The sequence below is a fragment of the Streptomyces sp. NPDC024632 genome (assembly GCF_055559175.1).
Genome location: NZ_JBVHLD010000012.1, coordinates 212,810 through 230,966 on the forward strand (window position 1 = coordinate 212,810; position 18,157 = coordinate 230,966).

Annotated in this window: 16 protein-coding genes; 11 read left to right on the top strand and 5 right to left on the bottom strand. The window is 72.7% G+C overall.

Annotated elements, in window-relative coordinates; all coding sequences use genetic code 11:
• Positions 1-182 precede the first annotated feature (182 nt).
• The 3 genes from bioB to bioD all read left to right on the top strand — a co-directional run bounded on the left by bioB (position 183) and on the right by bioD (position 3,694).
• A complete protein-coding gene (gene bioB / locus ACZ37P_RS25240) occupies positions 183-1,424 on the top strand; it encodes a biotin synthase BioB (RefSeq protein ID WP_402711953.1) in 1,242 nt (413 codons plus the stop codon).
• On the top strand, positions 1,417-2,742 hold the full coding sequence (locus ACZ37P_RS25245) for an adenosylmethionine--8-amino-7-oxononanoate transaminase (RefSeq protein WP_355341202.1): 1,326 nt from the start codon (positions 1,417-1,419) through the stop codon (positions 2,740-2,742). The genes bioB and ACZ37P_RS25245 overlap by 8 nt, the downstream gene beginning before the upstream one ends.
• Before the next feature lie 220 nt (positions 2,743-2,962).
• Positions 2,963-3,694, top strand: a complete 732-nt coding sequence (gene bioD / locus ACZ37P_RS25250) for a dethiobiotin synthase (RefSeq protein WP_355341205.1) — start codon at positions 2,963-2,965, stop codon at positions 3,692-3,694.
• Between the two features lie 92 nt (positions 3,695-3,786).
• Here the strand turns inward: bioD and ACZ37P_RS25255 are convergent, their stop codons facing one another.
• Both ACZ37P_RS25255 and ACZ37P_RS25260 read right to left on the bottom strand, forming a co-directional pair.
• Positions 3,787-4,191 carry a fic family toxin-antitoxin system, toxin component gene (locus tag ACZ37P_RS25255; protein ID WP_401721914.1) on the bottom strand — a complete coding sequence of 135 codons (405 nt, stop codon included), beginning with the start codon at positions 4,189-4,191 and terminating at the stop codon, positions 3,787-3,789.
• Positions 4,188-4,427 (bottom strand): antitoxin, encoded by a 240-nt coding sequence (locus ACZ37P_RS25260; RefSeq protein WP_355341211.1) that lies wholly within the window; start codon positions 4,425-4,427, stop codon positions 4,188-4,190. Before ACZ37P_RS25260 ends, ACZ37P_RS25255 begins: the two co-directional genes overlap by 4 nt.
• A 181-nt stretch (positions 4,428-4,608) precedes the next feature.
• Here ACZ37P_RS25260 and ACZ37P_RS25265 point away from each other — a divergent pair, with 181 nt between their 5' ends.
• From ACZ37P_RS25265 to ACZ37P_RS25280, 4 genes are all read left to right on the top strand, one after another.
• Entirely contained in the window at positions 4,609-5,034 is a 426-nt protein-coding gene (locus ACZ37P_RS25265; protein ID WP_355341214.1) for a GNAT family N-acetyltransferase, read from the top strand.
• A 91-nt stretch (positions 5,035-5,125) separates the two neighbouring features.
• The gene (locus ACZ37P_RS25270; protein WP_467348716.1) at positions 5,126-6,559 is read left to right on the top strand and encodes a hemolysin family protein; all 1,434 of its coding nucleotides are present in this window, start codon (positions 5,126-5,128) and stop codon (positions 6,557-6,559) included.
• On the top strand, positions 6,556-7,572 hold the full coding sequence (locus tag ACZ37P_RS25275; protein ID WP_355341220.1) for a hemolysin family protein: 1,017 nt from the start codon (positions 6,556-6,558) through the stop codon (positions 7,570-7,572). The genes ACZ37P_RS25270 and ACZ37P_RS25275 overlap by 4 nt, the downstream gene beginning before the upstream one ends.
• Positions 7,573-7,755: 183 nt before the next feature.
• The gene (locus ACZ37P_RS25280) at positions 7,756-8,571 is read left to right on the top strand and encodes an SGNH/GDSL hydrolase family protein (protein WP_467348804.1); all 816 of its coding nucleotides are present in this window, start codon (positions 7,756-7,758) and stop codon (positions 8,569-8,571) included.
• 24 nt (positions 8,572-8,595) lie between these two features.
• Here the strand turns inward: ACZ37P_RS25280 and ACZ37P_RS25285 are convergent, their stop codons facing one another.
• Complete coding sequence (locus ACZ37P_RS25285; protein WP_467348717.1) at positions 8,596-10,449, bottom strand: CocE/NonD family hydrolase C-terminal non-catalytic domain-containing protein; 1,854 nt, start codon at positions 10,447-10,449, stop codon at positions 8,596-8,598.
• 328 nt (positions 10,450-10,777) lie between these two features.
• Here ACZ37P_RS25285 and purB point away from each other — a divergent pair, with 328 nt between their 5' ends.
• From purB to ACZ37P_RS25300, 3 genes are all read left to right on the top strand, one after another.
• Entirely contained in the window at positions 10,778-12,211 is a 1,434-nt protein-coding gene (gene purB, locus ACZ37P_RS25290) for an adenylosuccinate lyase (RefSeq protein ID WP_355341229.1), read from the top strand.
• Positions 12,212-12,248: 37 nt separating this feature from the next.
• The gene (gene mug / locus ACZ37P_RS25295; RefSeq protein ID WP_467348719.1) at positions 12,249-12,797 is read left to right on the top strand and encodes a G/U mismatch-specific DNA glycosylase; all 549 of its coding nucleotides are present in this window, start codon (positions 12,249-12,251) and stop codon (positions 12,795-12,797) included.
• A 213-nt stretch (positions 12,798-13,010) separates the two neighbouring features.
• Positions 13,011-14,168, top strand: coding sequence for an ROK family protein (locus ACZ37P_RS25300; RefSeq protein WP_355341235.1), 1,158 nt, complete (start codon positions 13,011-13,013; stop codon positions 14,166-14,168).
• Positions 14,169-14,276: 108 nt separating this feature from the next.
• On the opposite strand, the gene ACZ37P_RS25305 is transcribed toward ACZ37P_RS25300, so the two are convergent.
• Positions 14,277-15,038, bottom strand: coding sequence for a GntR family transcriptional regulator (locus ACZ37P_RS25305; RefSeq protein ID WP_355341238.1), 762 nt, complete (start codon positions 15,036-15,038; stop codon positions 14,277-14,279).
• A 391-nt stretch (positions 15,039-15,429) separates the two neighbouring features.
• Between ACZ37P_RS25305 and ACZ37P_RS25310 the strand changes: the two genes are divergently transcribed.
• Positions 15,430-16,890: an NCS2 family permease gene (locus ACZ37P_RS25310; protein WP_401853900.1), complete on the top strand. Its 1,461-nt coding sequence runs from the start codon at positions 15,430-15,432 to the stop codon at positions 16,888-16,890.
• Positions 16,891-17,112: 222 nt separating this feature from the next.
• Here ACZ37P_RS25310 and ACZ37P_RS25315 read toward each other — a convergent pair whose 3' ends face one another.
• Positions 17,113-18,144: a DMT family transporter gene (locus ACZ37P_RS25315; RefSeq protein WP_467348720.1), complete on the bottom strand. Its 1,032-nt coding sequence runs from the start codon at positions 18,142-18,144 to the stop codon at positions 17,113-17,115.
• Between the last annotated feature and the right edge of the window lie 13 nt (positions 18,145-18,157).

Sequence of the window (18,157 nt, forward strand, 5' to 3'; positions counted from 1 at the left end):
TTCAGTGGCACTTCGGTTCAGCGGCACTTCTGGTCGGGCCGCGCGCCCCCTCACACGGACGTCATCAGCAACGTACTGGCCCGCACACATGCACAGGGTGTGGTGATGCACACACCAGTAGCCACCCGAGTTGTGCGGTCCGCCATTGGCCGCGGGTGCCGTCGTGCGCGAGGATCGCCCCTATGGATCTGCTGACCACTCTCGTGGACAAGGGGCTGCGGCGCGAGCTGCCCACCAGGGACGAGGCGCTTGCCGTCCTCGCGACCTCCGACGACGAACTGCTCGACGTGGTGGCCGCCGCGGGCAAGGTGCGCCGCCAGTGGTTCGGACGCCGGGTCAAGCTGAACTACCTGGTCAACCTCAAGTCCGGGCTGTGCCCCGAGGACTGCTCGTACTGTTCGCAGCGGCTCGGCTCGAAGGCCGAGATCCTCAAGTACACCTGGCTCAAGCCCGACGAGGCCGCCGCGGCGGCGCGCGCCGGGGTGGCGGGCGGCGCCAAGCGGGTGTGCCTGGTGGCGAGCGGGCGCGGTCCCACCGACCGCGACGTGGACCGGGTCTCGGCGACCATCGCGGCCATCAAGGACCAGAACGAGGACGTCGAGGTGTGCGCCTGCCTCGGCCTGCTCTCCGGCGGCCAGGCCGAGCGGCTGCGGACGGCGGGCGCGGACGCGTACAACCACAACCTCAACACCTCCGAGAACACCTACGGCGACATCACCACGACGCACACCTACGCCGACCGCGTGGACACCGTGCGGCAGGCGCAGGCCGCCGGGCTGTCCGCGTGCTCGGGGCTGATCGCGGGTATGGGCGAGAGCGACGCGGACCTGGTGGACGTGGTGTTCTCACTGCGCGCGCTCGACCCGGACTCGGTGCCGGTGAACTTCCTGATCCCGTTCGAGGGCACGCCGCTGGCCAAGGAGTGGAATCTCACCCCGCAGCGCTGCCTGCGCATCCTGGCGATGACGCGGTTCGTCTGCCCGGACGTCGAGGTACGGCTCGCGGGCGGCCGTGAGGTGCACCTGCGCACGATGCAGCCGCTCGCCCTGCACCTGGTCAACTCGATCTTCCTGGGCGACTATCTGACCAGCGAGGGCCAGGCGGGCCAGGCCGACCTCGACATGATCGCCGACGCGGGCTTCGAGGTGGAGGGCGCGGGGACGTCCACGCTGCCCGCGCACCGCGCCGACGTCGCGGAGGCGGCGACCGGCTGCGGTTCCCACGCTTCCGGCTCCGTGTGCGGCTCGCACGAAGGCGGCTGCGGCCCCTGCGGCCACGCCGAGGACGCGGCACCCGCCGCGAGCGCGGCGCCCGTGCGGACCGAGACGGTGCGGACGGAACCGGTACGCGCCGAGGGCCCGCGCCCCGATCTGGTGGCGGTACGGCGACGCGGCGCGGGGACGGACCTGCCGCCCAATGCCTGAGCCCTGCCCCTCGCCCGACGCGCCGCTCGACCCGGACACGCTGCTGGCGCTGGACCGGGAGCACGTCTGGCATCCGTACGGCCCGATGCCCGGCCGTCAGGAGCCGCTTGTCGTCGCGTCCGCCTCGGGCGTACGGCTGCGGCTCGCGGCGCCCGCCGAGGGCCGTACCGAACTGGTCGACGGCATGTCGTCGTGGTGGTCGGCGATCCACGGCTACCGGCACCCCGTGCTGGACGACGCGGCGCACGCCCAGCTCGACCGGATGAGTCATGTGATGTTCGGCGGGCTCACGCACGAGCCCGCCGTACGTCTCGCGGCCAAGCTGGTGGAGATCACGCCGGAGCCGCTGCGGCATGTCTTCCTCGCCGACTCGGGTTCCGTGTCGGTCGAGGTCGCGATCAAGATGTGCCTCCAGTACTGGCGTTCGCTGGGCAGGCCGGGCAAGCAGCGGCTGCTGACCTGGCGCGGCGGCTACCACGGGGACACCTGGCAGCCGATGTCGGTGTGCGATCCGGACGGCGGCATGCACGAGCTGTGGTCGGGCGTGCTGCCCCGGCAGATCTTCGCCGACGCCCCGCCGCCCGGCTTCGACGCGGCGCCCGACGCCGTGTACACCGCGCATCTGCGGGAGTTGATCGGACGGCACGCCGACGAGCTGGCCGCCGTCATCGTCGAGCCGGTGGTGCAGGGCGCGGGCGGCATGTCCTTCCACTCCCCCGAGTACCTGCGGGTGCTGCGGGAGGCGTGCGACGAACACGACGTCCTGCTGGTCTTCGACGAGATCGCCACCGGTTTCGGCCGCACCGGCACGCTCTTCGCGGCCGAGCACGCCGGGGTCTGCCCCGATGTGATGTGCGTCGGCAAGGCGCTGACCGGCGGCTATCTCACGATGGCGGCGGCGCTGTGCACAGGCGAGGTCGCCGAGGGCATCTCGCGCGGCGAGGTGCCGGTGCTGGCGCACGGCCCGACCTTCATGGGCAATCCGCTGGCCGCCGCCGTCGCCTGCGCCTCCGTCGACCTGCTGCTCGACCACGACTGGGCGTTGGAGGTCAAGCGCATCGAGTCCGGGCTGCGCGAGGGCCTGGACGGGGTCGCCGCGCTGCCCGGTGTCCGCGATGTGCGGGTGCTCGGCGCGATCGGCGTCGTCCAGCTCGACCACCCGGTCGACATGGCGGCGGCCACCGCCGCCGCGGTGCGCGCCGGGGTGTGGCTGCGGCCCTTCCGCGACCTCGTCTACACGATGCCGCCCTATGTGACGGGCGACGACGACGTGGCGCGGATCTGCGCGGCGGTACGGGACGCGGCCGTCGCGGGCTGACCGGACCGCGTCCTTGGCGGCAGGCGCACGGCATCCGACATATCGCGCGCCGTACGGCGTACGTCGTACGAGCTGACCGCGCTCGTCACCAATTGGGCGGAATGAGCGGTCCCGGCACGGGTACGAGGCGCGCCGGGACCGTACGCTCCGGGCACACGCGCGGCGCCCGGAGCGGCACGGCGACATGACATGGCACGGCAACGAGGAACGGAGCGACACCATGGCCATCGTGGTCATCACCGGAACGGGTACCGAGGTCGGCAAGACGGTGGCCACCGCCGCCGTGGCCGCCGCGTCGCTCGCGCAGGGGCTGAGCGTGGCCGTGCTCAAGCCCGCCCAGACGGGCGTGGCGGACGGCGAGCAGGGGGACGCCGCGGAGGTGGCCAGGCTCGCGGGTCCGGTGACGGCGGCCGAACTGGCCCGCTACCCCGAGCCGTTGGCGCCCGCGACGGCGGCCCGCCGCGCCGGGCTGCGGCCGGTGGGCCCCGAGGACATCGCCGAGGCGGCGGCCAAACTGTCCGCGGTGCACGACGTCGTGCTGGTCGAGGGCGCGGGCGGGCTGCTGGTCCGCTACGACGAGCAGGGCTCGACCCTCGCCGACGCGGCGGCGCTGCTGCGGGCGCGTGTGCTGCTGGTCGCCCCGGCCGGGCTCGGCACCCTCAACAGCACGGCGCTGACCGTCGAAGCTCTCAGCGCCCGCAAGGTCGACTGCATCGGTGTGATCATCGGAAGCTGGCGCGCCGAGCCGGAGCTGGCCGAGCGCTGCAACATCGCGGACCTGCCCGAGGTCGCGCAGGCGCCGCTGCTCGGCGCGCTGCCGGAAGCCGCCGGCGCCCTGTCCCCCGCCGCCTTCCGCACCGCCGCCCCCGACTGGCTGGCCCCGCAGCTCGGCGGCACCTGGGACGCGGCCGCCTTCGCGGAGGTCTTCGCCCCGGCGCCGTACAAGGCGTAGGCGCGCGGGGCATCGCCGTACAGGGCGCAGCCGTACGTACGGGCGACCGCGAGCGGGCGCAGCCGTACGTACGGGCGACCGCGAGCGCGCCGCTATCCGACCTGTCCGGCCGGGCCCAGCTCCGCCTCCGTCGTCCAGGTGCGCAGCTCGTCGGCTATCCGGTCCAGCGGCGCCGAGCCGTCCTTCACCAGCCGGGCCAGGTCACGTACCTGTTCCGGCGTCATGGAGGGCGTGAGGCGGCTGGCGACGAGGTAGGCGTAGGCCACGGCCGAGGCGAACAGCGCGTTCGTCTCCTCCAGCGCCGGGACGTGCACGAGCAACTGGAGCATGGCGGCGGCGCGGGTGTGGGTGTCGGTGTAGACGGGCGTGCCGAAGATCTCCGCGTCGTGCCTGCTGACGGCCGCGACGAGCGCGCCCCAGTCGGTCACCTGCGGGTCGCCCGGCGTGTAGTGCTCGGCGACCATCAGCAGCCATGCGAGGTCGATACGGAGGGTCAACGCGCGCCTTCACCCCGGGCGGCCGCCCGGGTGCCGAACTCCTCGGCGAAGACCTCTTCGTAACGCTTCATGAAGTCGGCGGCGGCCTCGACGAATGCCTTGCCGTTCTCGCCCTCGTCCTGCTGGACGAGTTCCTCGATATAGCGGTTCACACTGATACCGCGCTGCGACGCGCGCTGCCGGGCCGTCTCGGCCGTGGCTTCGTCCACCCGAACGTTCAACTGGGTCTTCGACATGCGTCCACGCTAGCGCCGTGGCGCTAGTAGCGGCAAGGGCGCCTTCCGCGGCGACGCCGGGAACCTCCCGCGCCCCCCGGGGACGGATCGGGGCCTTCGACCGTTGGCAGGGCATGAACGACATTCATCTCGCATGCCGGAATTCCCCACCCGGAAATCGGTGCGGTGATTGGCTGCGGTGATGAGCGATCTTCACCTTCGGACCGCCACCCCCTCCGACGCCCTGCCCGTCCTCGCCTTCTGGCGGGTCGCGGCCGAGGGCACCAGCATCAGCGACGACCGGGCGGGAGTGGAACGACTGATCGCCCGCGACCCCGGCGCCCTGCTCCTCGCCGAGCGGGACGGCGACCTCGTCGGTACGGTCATCGCCGGTTTCGACGGCTGGCGCTGCCACCTCTACCGCCTCGCCGTCCACCCGGACGCCCGGCGTCAGGGCGTAGCGACCGCGCTGCTCGACGCCGCCGAACGCCGCTTCACCGCGCTCGGCGGCAGGCGCGGCGACGCGATGGTGCTCGAACGCAACGAGCGGGCGCAGCACGCCTGGAGAGCGGCCGGGTACACCCGCGAGTCCCGCTGGCGCCGGTGGACCAAGCCGCTCACCTCATGACGGTTCACCGAGCGACGACCGGGCCGGCCCCGGACCGCCAATACCGAGCGGTCGGCCCGGTCGTGGCCGATCATGGGACCGAGGTGACCGGATGACTGAAACACTTCTGCTGTTGGTGGCCGTACTGCTCACCCTCGCCTGCGGCGTCTTCGTCGCGGCCGAATTCTCCCTGACCACGATCGAGCGCGGTGAGCTGGAGCGCGCGGCGCGGGACGGCGAGCGCGGCGCCGCGGCGGCGCTGGCGGCCGTCCGCACACTGACCGTGCAGCTCTCCGGCGCGCAGCTCGGCATCACCGTGACGGGGCTGGTCATCGGCATGCTCGCCAAGAGCTCGATCGCGGAGCTGCTGCGCGGGCCGCTGCGGGCCGCGGGGCTGCCGGACTCGGCGTCGTCCTCCGTCGCCCTGGTGCTGGGCACCGCCCTGTCCACGGTGGCGCTGATGGTGGTCGGCGAGCTGGTGCCGAAGAACTGGGCGATCTCCACTCCGCTGCCGGTCGCCAAGGCCGTGGCGGCGCCGCAGCGCGCCTTCACCGCCGCCTTCCACCCGCTGATCCACCACCTCAACAACACCGCGAACCGGGTGCTGCGCGCGATGGGCCTCGAACCCGCGGAGGAGCTGGCGTCGGCGCGCGGCCCGCAGGAGCTGGCCGCGCTGGCCCGGCACTCGGCCAAGGAGGGTGTGCTGGAGGCGGACACCGCCGAGCTGTTCGTCCGTACCCTCAACCTCGCCGAGCTCACCGCGGAGAACGTGATGACGCCGCGCGTCCAGGTCACCGCCCTCGAAGCGCAGGCCACCGCCGAGGACGTGGCGAACGCGACCCGCGCGACCGGCCTGTCCCGCTTCCCCGTCTACCGCGGCAGCCTGGACTCGGTGATCGGCACCGCCCACATCAAGGACGTCCTCGCGGTCCCCGCCGACCGGCGCCCGCGCGTGCCGGTCACCGAGCTGCTGCGCGAACCGCTGCTGGTCCCGGAGACGCTGACGGTCGACCGGCTGCTCGACCGGCTGGGCGGACGACGCTCGATGGCCGTGGTGATCGACGAGTACGGGGGCACGGCGGGCGTGGTGACCATGGAGGACATCGTGGAGGAGGTCGTCGGCGAGGTCCGCGACGAGCACGACCCGCACGAGCTTCCCGACCTGCTCTTCCTGCGGGAGGCGCCGGACGGGCGGCGGATCTACGACGCGGACGGCGCGACCCGTACCGAGGACCAGTTGGAGCGGATCGGGCTGCACGCCCCCGACGGGCCGTACGAGACGCTGGCCGGTCTCGTGGCCCAGCGCCTCGGCCGTATCCCGGCGCGCGGCGACGCCTTCGAGCTGGACGGCTGGCGGATCGAGGTCACCGACGCGAGCGGGCACCGGGCGTCGCGGGCCCGGCTGATCTCCCCCGCGCGGGCGGCCCGGGCCCCCGCCGCCGCGGACAGGGCGGCGGGCGGCACGCCCGGCGCCACGGCGGGCACCACGCCCGGCAACGCGCCCGGCGACACCGCGGGCACGGCCGAGCGGAGACGTGACCGATGACCGTCGTCCAGTTGCTCATCGGCGCGCTCACCCTCGTGGTGAACGCGTTCTTCGTCGGCGCCGAATTCGCCATGATCTCGGTACGCCGCGGCCAGGTGGAAACCCTCGCCGAGAGCGGCGACCGCCGCGCCCGCAGCGTGGTGTGGGGTCTGGAACACCTCTCGCCGCTGCTGGCCGCGGCGCAGCTCGGCATCACCGTGTGCACGCTGGTGCTCGGTATCGTCGCCGAGCCCGCCATCGCGCACCTGCTGGAGCCGGTGTTCCACGCCGTGCACGTGCCGGAGGGCGCGATCCACGTCATCGCGTTCGTGATCGCGCTGGCCGTGGCCACGTATCTGCACATGCTGTTCGGCGAGATGGTGCCGAAGAACATCGCGCTGGCCGATCCGGTGCGGTCCGCGCTGGTCCTCGGCCCCCCGCTGGTGGGGCTGACCAGGGCGCTGCGGCCGGTGATCTTCGCGATCAACGCGTTCGCCAACACGCTGCTGCGGCTGCTGCGGGTGGAGCCGCGCTCCGAGGTGGCGGCCGTCTTCTCCGACGACGAGCTGTCCCGGATGGTGGTGGACGCCGGGGCGGCGGGGCTGCTCGACGAGCGGGCCGCCGAGCGGCTGCGGGACGCCCTGGAGCTGGGCAGGCGGCCGATCGGCGAGATCGTGGTGCCGCCCGAGCGGGTGGTACGCGCGCCGCTGGGCATCACGCCCGAGGGCCTGGAAGCGCTCGCCGCCGACTCCGGTTACTCCCGCTTCCCGGTCGCCGACCCCGACGGCCGGGTCCTGGGCTACCTGCACGTCAAGGACGCCCTGGACGCCGATCCGCGGGACGCGCCCTTCCGGCGCACCGCCCTGCGGCACATCACCCGCGTCGGCGCCGCCACCCCGCTGGACGACGTCCTCACCGCGATGCGGGCGGGCAGCGCCCACCTGGCGGCGGTCGTGGACGACGCGGGGCGCGGCATCGGGCTGGTGACGATGGAGGACGTGCTCAAGGAGCTGGTCGGTCCCGGACGCCCCTGAACGGCCGGGCGACCGGTAACGGGTCCCGACCTCGTTGCCGGTGCTCCTGAGCGGTCGCATAGGATCTCCGGCGCCATGCAGAATGACGCACAGACAGACACACAGGCGGGCGCGGAGGCGGGCGCGCGGTCGCCGGCCGCGTACAGCAGCTTCGTCGCGGTCGGCGACTCCTTCACGGAGGGCATGTCCGACCTGCTGCCCGACGGGTCCTACCGGGGCTGGGCGGACCTGCTCGCCGCCCGCCTCGCCGCCGCTTCCCGCACCGCGACCGCGACCGCGGGCGGGGACGGGACCGTGGACGGAACCGCGACCGGGAACGGTCAGCAGCCGGTGCCGGGGGACGGTCCGGGCTTCCGGTACGCGAATCTCGCCGTGCGCGGCAAGCTGATCCGGCAGATCTCCGAGGACCAGGTCGACGTGGCCGCCGCGATGGGCGCCGACCTGATCACCCTGGTCGGCGGCCTCAACGACGTGCTGCGGCCCAAGTGCGACGTGGAGGAGGTCTGCGCGGTCCTGGAGAGCTGTGTCGAACGGCTCGCGCCGGCCTGCGGCCAGCTCGTCCTGATGCGCAGCCCCGCCCGGCGCGGGCCGGTCGCCGCCCGCTTCCTGCCCCGGATGGAACAGCTCTTCGCCTTCCTCGACGACCTCGCGGCCCGCCACGGCGCCCTGGTCGTCGACCTCTACGGCGCCGAGGTCCTGGGCGACCAGCGCATGTGGGCCGACGACCGGCTCCACCTCACGGCGGACGGCCACCGGCGCGTCGCCGAGGCCGTCTGGCAGACCCTCGGCCATCCCGCCGAGTCCGACTGGACGGTCGGTCTCCCCCCGGCGGTCCGCCCCGGCTGGACCGCCCGCCGCACGGCCGACCTGCGCTTCACCCGGCGGCACCTCGTCCCGTGGATCGGCCGCCGCCTCACCGGCCGCTCCTCCGGCGACGGCCGCCCCGCCAAGCGCCCCGACCTGCTGCCGTGGGCGGCCGGTCCGTCGTACGACGACTGATCCGCCGTACGACGGGGTCGCCCGTCAGCCCAGCGGCAGGTCCAGGTGGGACTCCTCTCCCGGCGGGGAGCTGACGGTGGTCGTGCTGCCCTCGACGTCGGCGTCGGAGTAGAGCTTGTCCTTGCTGTTGACGACCAGGGCCAGCCGGTGGCCGGCGGGCACGTCGTAGGCGGCGGCCTGGAGCTGCCAGGTGACGGTGGTGTCCTGGCCGGGCACGAGGTCGGACAGGGTGTACGGCTCGTGCGTGACGATCCGCGCCGTCCGGTCCTCGGCGATGTCGAAGAGGTACGCGACCAGGGTCGTGGACGCGGCGGAGCTGCGCACGGTCAGCCGGACCTCGGGGATGCCGCGAATCCGGCGCGCCACGTGCGGGTCCGCGCCCGCGGGGAGCGGATCGGTGGCCCACAGCGCCAGGTGCTGCCGGTCGAACTTCTCCGTCTCGTAGGTCTTCGGATTGCCGTTCCACTCGGCCTTGCCGGTCGCCACGATCCCGTCCACCGCCGTGGCCTCGGTCAGGTGCCCGGCGATGAACCCGCGCGACCAGCCGGGCGCGGGCTCCTCGGTCAGTGACCCGTCCCGGCGCCCGGCCCCGATGTTGGCCAGATACCAGCGTTCGGTGGAGACAGTGACGTCGCCCCAGGTCTGCCGGGGTTCGCGCCGCGCCGGGGTGACGACGGTGTCGTCTCCGGTGCCGGAGCCCGGCCGGGTCTCGTAGGTGAACATGATCTGGTTGTTGACCTGGGGCCAGTCGGGCACGTCGTTCGCCTCGCCCCGCAGGTGGTGGTCGAGCCAGGCGTACGCCTCGGCCATCGCGAGGTTGGGGCCGGTCGGCCCGGCCAGCGGTCCGGTGAGTCCGGGACCCTCCGGCACCGCGTGGTCACCGATCCACATGTTCAGCCGCTTGGGGACGGTGAGGCGGTTGAAGGTGGCAAGCACCTGGTTGACCGGGAACAGGCCCTCGTGCCAGGTGTTGGAGATGAAGGTCGGGACACCGCGGTCGTTGGTGGCGTCGGTGTACGCCTCCGGCGCGCGCTCCGTGCCCCACGCCACGACCGTGTCCATGTTCTGATTCGCGTGGAAGTCCGCCAGGATCTGCTGGGTGGCCTCGTCGAATTTGCGCTCCACGGGTCCGCCGGTCAGGGCGAGCAGGACGGCCACGGCCTGGAGGTGCCGGGTGTCGTGGTGGTAGAGGCTGGTGGCCAGATTGCCCCAGGTGCTCAGCGCCACGACCGCGTCCACCCGGTCGTCGTTCGCCGCGACGAGCTGGCTGATCCCGGACCCGTAGGACTCGCCCAGGAATCCGATCCTGCTCGGTGCGAAGTGCTCCTGCGCGTAGTCGATCACCGAGGACCCGTCGGCCCAGTCGTTGGGTCCGCCGACGTCGATGAAGCCGCCCGAGGTGAAGGGGCCGTCCACGTACCCGTGGCCGGGGATGTTCACGGTCAGGCCGATCCCGCGCGGGGTGTACGCCAGCACGTGGTAGCCCTTGAGGGCCAGGGTCAGGTGCGCGTACTCGAACAGCGGCCAGCCGACCGGGGTCCAACCGGCGGGGAGGATGACCAGTGGGCGCGGTTCCGCGGAGTTGTGCCTGATGGTGTGCGCCGCCAGCCGGGTCCCGTCCTGGGCCCGGATCCACGGGAAGCCGACGGTGGCGACCCGCAGCACGTCGTCGGTGAGCCGGCGCAGGTCGCGCGGCAGCAGGTTCTGGGTGGTGTTGCCCTGCAACGCGGCGACCAGCGCCTCGCCCAGGTTGGCCGCGTCGGGATTGACGCTCGCGCCCGTGCCCCAGATGCCGTTGTCGGCGACCTGGGTCAGTTGGGCGGTGGTGACCGCGCGGACCTCGTCCTGCGGAGGTCCGTCCCCTGATGACGTGCTCATGAGCGTGTTCCTTCCGTCTCGGTCCCGGACAGCCGGGTGACCGGGTAGCAGAACATGTGGCAGAAATCGTGCGAATCGCCACACCTCGATCGTGGGACCTCGCCGATCACCGGGGACAGGGCGCGAACCGACGCGCGGAAGCGTCCGGGCGGCCGCGTACGCCCGGCGCGGACCTACGACAGACCCGGGTCGACTCGGCAGTGGTACGGCGCCGGGGGCACCTGCCGCGCGCGGCGGTCACGGCCCCGTTCCCGGACCGCTGACCAGGGCTCCGGCGCGTGTGACCGGCGGAATCGGGCCGCCCGGATACCCGGTAAACTCTCCGCACGTGACTGCTAAGCCGCGCATCCCCAACGTCCTCGCCGGCCGCTACGCCTCGGCGGAGCTGGCCACCTTGTGGTCTCCCGAGCAGAAGGTGGTGCTGGAGCGCAGGCTGTGGCTGGCCGTGCTGCGGGCGCAGAAGGACCTGGGGATCGAGGTGCCGGAGCAGGCCATCGCGGATTACGAGCGGGTGGTCGAGCAGGTCGACCTCGGCTCGATCGCGGAGCGCGAGAAGGTCACCCGGCACGATGTGAAGGCGCGCATCGAGGAGTTCAACGCGCTGGCCGGGCACGAGCAGGTCCACAAGGGCATGACGTCACGGGACCTGACGGAGAATGTGGAACAGCTTCAGATCCGGCTGTCGCTGGAGCACGTCAGGGACCGTACGGTCGCGGTGCTCGCGCGGCTGGGGCAGCTCGCGGGTGAGTACGCGGAGCTGGTGATGGCGGGCCGCTCGCACAATGTGGCGGCGCAGGCGACGACGTTGGGCAAGCGCTTCGCGACGACCGCGGACGAGCTGCTGGTGGCCTTCGAGCGGGTCGAGGACCTGATCGGCCGCTATCCGCTGCGCGGCATCAAGGGTCCGGTCGGCACCGCGCAGGACATGCTGGACCTGCTGGGCGGCGACAGCGCGAAGCTGGCGGATCTGGAGCAGCGGATCGCCGACCACCTCGGCTTCTCGCGGGCCTTCACCTCGGTCGGCCAGGTGTACCCGCGGTCGCTGGACTACGACGCGGTGACGGCGCTGGTGCAGCTCGCCGCCGGTCCCTCGTCGCTGGCCAAGACGATCCGGCTGATGGCCGGGCACGAGCTGGTCACCGAGGGCTTCAAGCCGGGCCAGGTCGGCTCGTCGGCGATGCCGCACAAGATGAACACCCGTTCCTGCGAACGCGTCAACGGCCTGATGGTGATCCTGCGCGGTTACGCGTCGATGACCGGCGAGCTGGCGGGCGACCAGTGGAACGAGGGCGATGTGTCGTGCTCGGTGGTGCGCCGGGTCGCGCTGCCCGACGCCTTCTTCGCCTTCGACGGGCTGCTGGAGACGTTCCTGACGGTGCTGGACGAATTCGGCGCCTTCCCGGCCGTCGTCGCCCGCGAACTGGACCGCTACCTGCCGTTCCTGGCCACCACAAAGGTACTGATGGGCGCGGTGCGCGCGGGCGTCGGCCGCGAGGTCGCGCACGAGGCGATCAAGGAGAACGCGGTGGCGTCCGCGCTGGCCATGCGCGAGCAGGGCACCGAGCGCAACGAACTGCTCGACCGGCTCGCCGCCGACGCGCGGATCCCGCTGGACCGGGCGGGTCTCGACGCGCTGATGGCCGACCGGCTGTCGTTCACGGGCGCGGCGGCCGGACAGGTCGCCGAGGTCGTCCGGCGGATCGAGGACGTCACCAAGGCGCACCCGCGGGCCGCCGCGTACCGCCCCGGCGCGATCCTCTGACCACCGGGACGAGCAGGACGAGCAGGCGGCAGCCCGTATGACTCCGGAACAGCTCACGGCGGCCCGCGACCGCACCCTGGACGATGTCATCGGGGGCGGTCTGCGGGTGCTGTTCTGCGGGATCAATCCGGGGCTGATGTCCGCGCATCTCGGGCAGCACTTCGCCCGGCCGGGCAACCGCTTCTGGCCCGCGCTGCACGCCTCCGGTTTCACCCCGCGCCGGTTCGCCCCGGCCGAGCAGGAGGACATGCTCGCGCTCGGCCTCGGGATCACCAACGTGGCCGGGCGGACGACCGCGCGGGCCGACGAGCTGACGGCGCGGGAGCTGGTCGAGGGCGGGAAGCTGCTGACCGCGAAGGTCGAGGAGTACCGGCCCGGCTGGCTCGCCGTGCTCGGTGTCACCGCCTACCGGGTGGCCTTCGCGGACAAGCACGCCCAGGTCGGCCCGCAGGAGCGGACGATCGGCGCGACCCGGATCTGGGCGCTGCCGAGCCCCAGCGGCCTCAACGCGCACTGGTCGCCGGCCGCTCTCGCGGAGGAGTTCGCCCGACTGCGCATCGCCGCGGGTCACGAGCCGAAGCCGTAGCCCCCCGCCCTGCCGTTCCGCCTGGGCCGGCGGGACGGCCGCGCGCGGCACCGGCACTCCACCGGTCCCGCGCACCGTCCCCGTAGGACGTTTGGCGTCCCGTCAGCGCTTACGGGACGCCACGCGTCTTGGCGGGTACGGGCGACCACTCGCCGCGACGGCCCGCGCCCGGTACGATCCGCCACACACAGGTACAGGCTGGGAGGACATACGTTGGGGCGGCTCACCGGCGGGGACCCATCCCTGCTCCGGCGGATCAATTCCGCGGTCGTCCTCCATGCGCTGCGCGGGGCGCAGGCCCCGACGCTGACCGAGCTGGTGCACAGCACGGGACTGTCGCGGCCCACCGTCGAGGGCGTCATCGAGGGCCTGGCCGAGTCGGACCTGGTGGTCGAGGTGGCCCCCGAGGGCGCCGACGCGCGCAAACAGGGCCGTCCCGCCCGCAGGTTCCGTTTCCACGCCGAGGCCGGGCATCTGCTGGGCATCGAGATCGGCGCGCACCAGGTACGGGTGGTGCTGTCGGACCTCAGCGGCCAGGTGCTGGGCTCGCACGGCCGCGAGGTCGACGAGGCCGCGTCCGCCGACGACCGGCTGGAGCGGGTCCGCGGCACGGTCGCCGAGCTGCTGCGCAAGGCCGGGGTGGCCCGCAGCACCCTGTGGGCGGTCGGCGTGGGCAGCCCCGGCATCGTGGAGGCGCACGGCGAGGTCCGGCTGAGCACGGCGCTGCCCGGCTGGACGGGGCTGCCGCTGGGCGAGCGGTTGCAGCGCTCCTTCCGCTGTCCGGTGCTGGTGGAGAACGACGCGAATGTCGCGGCGGTCGCCGAGCACTGGAAGGGTGTCGCGGTCGACACCGACGACGTGGTCTTCGTCCTGGCCGGGCTGAGCCCCGGCGCGGGTTCGCTGATCGGCGGGCGGCTGCACCGCGGCTTCGGCGGCGCGGCGGGCGAGATCGGCGCCCTGCACCTGCTGGGCCGCGAGGTCACGCCCGAGCACCTGCTGTCGACCACCGGCACCCCGCTGCACCCGCTCGACGAACCGGCGGTCGCGCGGGTCTTCGCGCTGGCGAAGAAGGGCGACGTACAGGCCAAGGACGCCGTCGAGCGCTTCCTTCGCCGCCTGGTGCACGACGTCGCCGCGCTGGTGCTGGCGATCGACCCGGAGCTGGTGGTCGTCGGCGGCTGGGCGGCGGGCCTCGACGGGGTCCTGGAGCCGCTCCGTTCCGAGCTGGCGCGCTACTGTCTGCGGCCCCCGAAGGTGACGCTGTCCGCGCTCGGGCAGGAGGCCATCGCGACCGGCGCCCTGCGGCTGGCCCTGGACCATGTCGAGGAGCAGCTCTTCGCGGTGGAGCAGACGTCACTGGCGCGGCACTGACGTATCAGCACCGCGCCATGGTGACATCGGGTCGGCGTACGGCCGCCGGGCTCGGCGCCTCCGGTCGTCTCGACCGGTGGGCGCTCGCCGCCGGGGCAGCCGCCCGGTTCAGGAAGCCTGGCGGCTGTCGTCCTGGTGGTGGGTGACCTCAAGAGCACCCGAGTCGCCGAAGGTCAGCCGGCAGGTGTCGGCGCGGTACGTGGCCACCGACGCGGCGGCGACCCGGCCCTCGGAGAAGTAGCGGGTGGTGACGACCAGGACGGGCGCGCCGGGCAGCCGGTCGAGCTGCTTGGCGTCCTGGGCGCTGGCCGAGCCCAGCTCGACGGAGCGGTCCTCGCCCTCCAGCTCCAGCGTGTGCAGCTCGCGCAGGACGGCGGGGCCGTGGTTGGCGGGCGTGAGCATCGTCGACAGCTCGGGCACCGAGGCCGGGGGCACGTACAGCAGCTCGGTCGCGACGTGCTGGCCGCGCATCACGCGCTCGCGGCGGATGGTGTGCACCGCCTCGTCGCCGCCGGTGCCGAGGAGCGCGGCGATCGGGCCGGGCGCGGCGGCCTCGACGCAGCCCACCGTGTTCCAGGAGTCACGGCCGGAGCCGGGCCACGCCTCGGCGACCGGTCCCACGGACACGCCCATCCGCGGCGGTGCCACGGTGGTGCCGACCCCCCTGCGCCGCTGGAGGCGCCCTTCGAGTTCCAACTGTTCGAGCGCCTGCCGGAGCGTCGCGCGCGCGACACCGAAGCGGGCGGCCAGGTCCCGCTCGTTCGGCAGGATCTCACCGACCTCGAACTCCGAGTCGAGGGCGTCGTTCAGCACGGTCTTCAGGTGCCAGTACTTCGGCTCCTGCACCGATTCGAGCTGCGTGGTCCCCACCCTGTCCTCGCAATCACCGGGTCCGCGACGGGCTCTGGCTTGTCGGCCACGCCCTCGGCTTGTTCAGCCTTGTTTCCGAACCACTATTTATTAAAGGTCCTTGCACTACTACGTCTCGAAGATAGAGCCGCCTCGTGAACTTGGTCAAGACCAATCCTCGAACGCGACGGCCTGCTATGGGGCGGGCGCGCGAGACGTTCATGAGTTGTTGACGGTGTGCTGAGACGCCGTTCGTGATGTCCGTGGGAAACGACGCGGGTGTTGACCTGGGCATGACTGAAACCCGACGGTGATACGGGGTAACGCCACGGAAACCCGCCGCGGCCGACCGGGGAGCACAATCCGTGTGCCCCGCCCTCGTTCCACCGTTTGTTGAATCCAGAGGAGCACCATGTCAGGACCCGTCGTGGACGCGGAGAAGCCGTCGTCCGCACCACCACCCGCGGCCAGTCCGCTGGACCGCTACTTCCGGATATCGGAGCGCGGATCCACGCCCGGCCGGGAGATACGCGGCGGTCTCGCCACCTTCTTCACGATGGCGTACATCCTCGTGCTCAACCCGATCATCCTGGGCAGCGCCACGGACAAGTTCGGGCACCACCTCTCGGTCGCCCAACTCACCACCGCCACCGCGCTGGTGGCAGCCGTGATGACCGCGATCATGGGCGTCGGCGGCAACCTCCCGCTGGCGATCGCGGCCGGTCTCGGCCTGAACGCCGTGGTGGCCTTCCAGCTCGCGCCCAAGATGAGCTGGCCCGACGCGATGGGCCTGGTCGTCCTGGAGGGCCTGCTGATCTGCGTGCTCGTCGCGACCGGCCTGCGCGAGGCGATCATGAACGCGATCCCGCAGCCGATCAAACAGGCGATCAGCGTGGGCATCGGCCTGTTCATCGCCTTCATCGGCTTCGTGGACGCCGGATTCGCCAGCCGCATCCCCGACGCGGCGAAGACGACGGTCCCGGTGCAGCTCGGCGCGACCGGGACGCTCACCGGCTGGCCGGTGCTGGTCTTCTGCCTCGGTGTGCTGCTGACGGTCGCGCTGGTCGCGCGGCGGATCAAGGGCGCGATCCTGATCAGCATCGTGGTCATGACGATCGTGGCGATCGTCGTCAACAAGATCGCCGACCTGCCGGACTCGGCGTGGGGCCTGACGGTGCCCAAGGTGCCGCACCATGTGACGTCCACGCCCGACTTCGGGCTGATCGGTCACTTCAGCCTCTTCGGCGGCTTCCGCGAGGCGGGCATCGTCACGGCCGCGCTCTTCGTCTTCACCCTCGTGCTGTCGGACTTCTTCGACGCGATGGGCACGATCGTCGGCATCTCCAACGAGGCCGGTCTGCTGGACGAGCAGGGCCGGGTGCCGAACATCGGCCGCGTGCTGTTCATCGACGGCGCCGCCGCCGTCGCGGGCGGCGCGGCCTCCGCCTCCTCCAACACCGCCTACGTGGAATCCGCCGCGGGTGTCGGCGAGGGCGCCCGTACGGGTCTGGCCAGCGTCGTCACCGGCGCGCTCTTCGTGGTGGCGCTCTTCCTGACCCCGCTCGCCGGCGTCGTCCCGTCCCAGGCCGCCGCCCCCGCCCTGGTCGCCGTCGGCTTCCTGCTCATGGCGCAGGTCCGCACCATCGACTGGACGCAGTACGACATCGGCATCCCGGCCTTCCTCACCATCGCCGTGATGCCCTTCACCTACAGCATCACCAACGGGATCGGCGCGGGCTTCCTGTCCTTCGTCGTGATCAAGATCGTGCTGGGCAAGGCGCGCGAGGTGCATCCGCTGGTGTGGGGTGTGTCGGTGTGCTTCCTGGCGTACTTCGCGATCGATCCGCTCCAGCAGGTGCTCGGCGCCAAGTAAGCACTCACGGAGCTCTGATGACGGGCCGCACGGTCCCTCGGCGCCGCCGAGGGACCGTGCGGGTGCCGCCGCGCGCGGCGGCACCGGGCGGACGACGCCCCGACCGGGACGGGGGCGCCCGGTCGGGGCTGCTGGCCGGACCGGTGTCGCGCACCGGCCCGTACTGTCACAACTCGCCCACCCCAGCGGGAGTTCCCGGCCGCGCGGAATTTTGCCATCCGGCTATGGGGCGTCCGCCGCCGCCGGAACGGTCCGCCGATCGCGGTCGGGTACGTGCTCGGGAGGCCGGTGCTCGGGAAGCGGCTTCGCGGGAAGCGGCTTCGCGGGAGGCCGGTTCGCGAGAGGGCGGTTCGCGGAAGGTTCCTTCGCGAGCGGCCGTCGGCGCGACCGCAGCGCTCCCGAGCCGACGGCGACACCGACCGCGACCAAAACACTGCCCGCGAGTTGACCCGCCCCGAAGGTGCCGACCGCCACCAAGGGCGCGGTCACCGCGGCGGACACCGGGATCAGCCCGGAGAAGAGGGTGGCGCGCTCAGTGCCGATCCGCTGCACGCCCGCGTACCAGCACAGGAATCCGATCACGGTGGCCACCAGCGACTGCCAGCCGAGCGCCAGCGCCTCGGATCCGGTGGGTACGCGGACCGCCGCCCGGCCCTCGGTCACCAGCCCCAGCGTCCCCGCCTCCACGGCGGCCAGCGCGCACACGCACGCCGACAGCAGCGGCGGCCCCAGCGGCTTCACCAACGGCGCCGCGAGCAGAGCGAATCCGCACTCCCCCACCAGCGCCATCACCGACCAGAACAGCCCCACGCCGTCCGTGCCGCCCCAGCCCTGCACCACGAAGGCGCCGGACGCCACGAGCACGGCCCCCGCGGCGACCGTCCGCGTCGGCCGCCGCCCCGCCCCGAGCGGTACGAGCACCGCGACCACGACCGGGGCGCACCCGACCAGCACGCCCGGCACCGCCGGTTCCGCGGTGCGCTCGGCCGCGAGGATCGCGAGGTTGAAGCCGACCATGCCGATCGCCGCCACGCCCGCCGCCAGCGCCCACTGGCGTACGGTCAGCGCCCGCAGTCTCCGCACGGCGCCTTTGCGCGCGGGCCACAGGAGCAGCAGACAGGCCGAGCCGTAACGGAGCGCCTGGCCGCCCGCGTGCGGATAGTCCACGAGCGCGCCGCCCGCGGTGAAGGACGCGCCGACCAGGACACAGGCGACAGTGGCGAAGAGGAAGCCGGCGCGTGGGGATGAGTTCATACGACGACGGTAT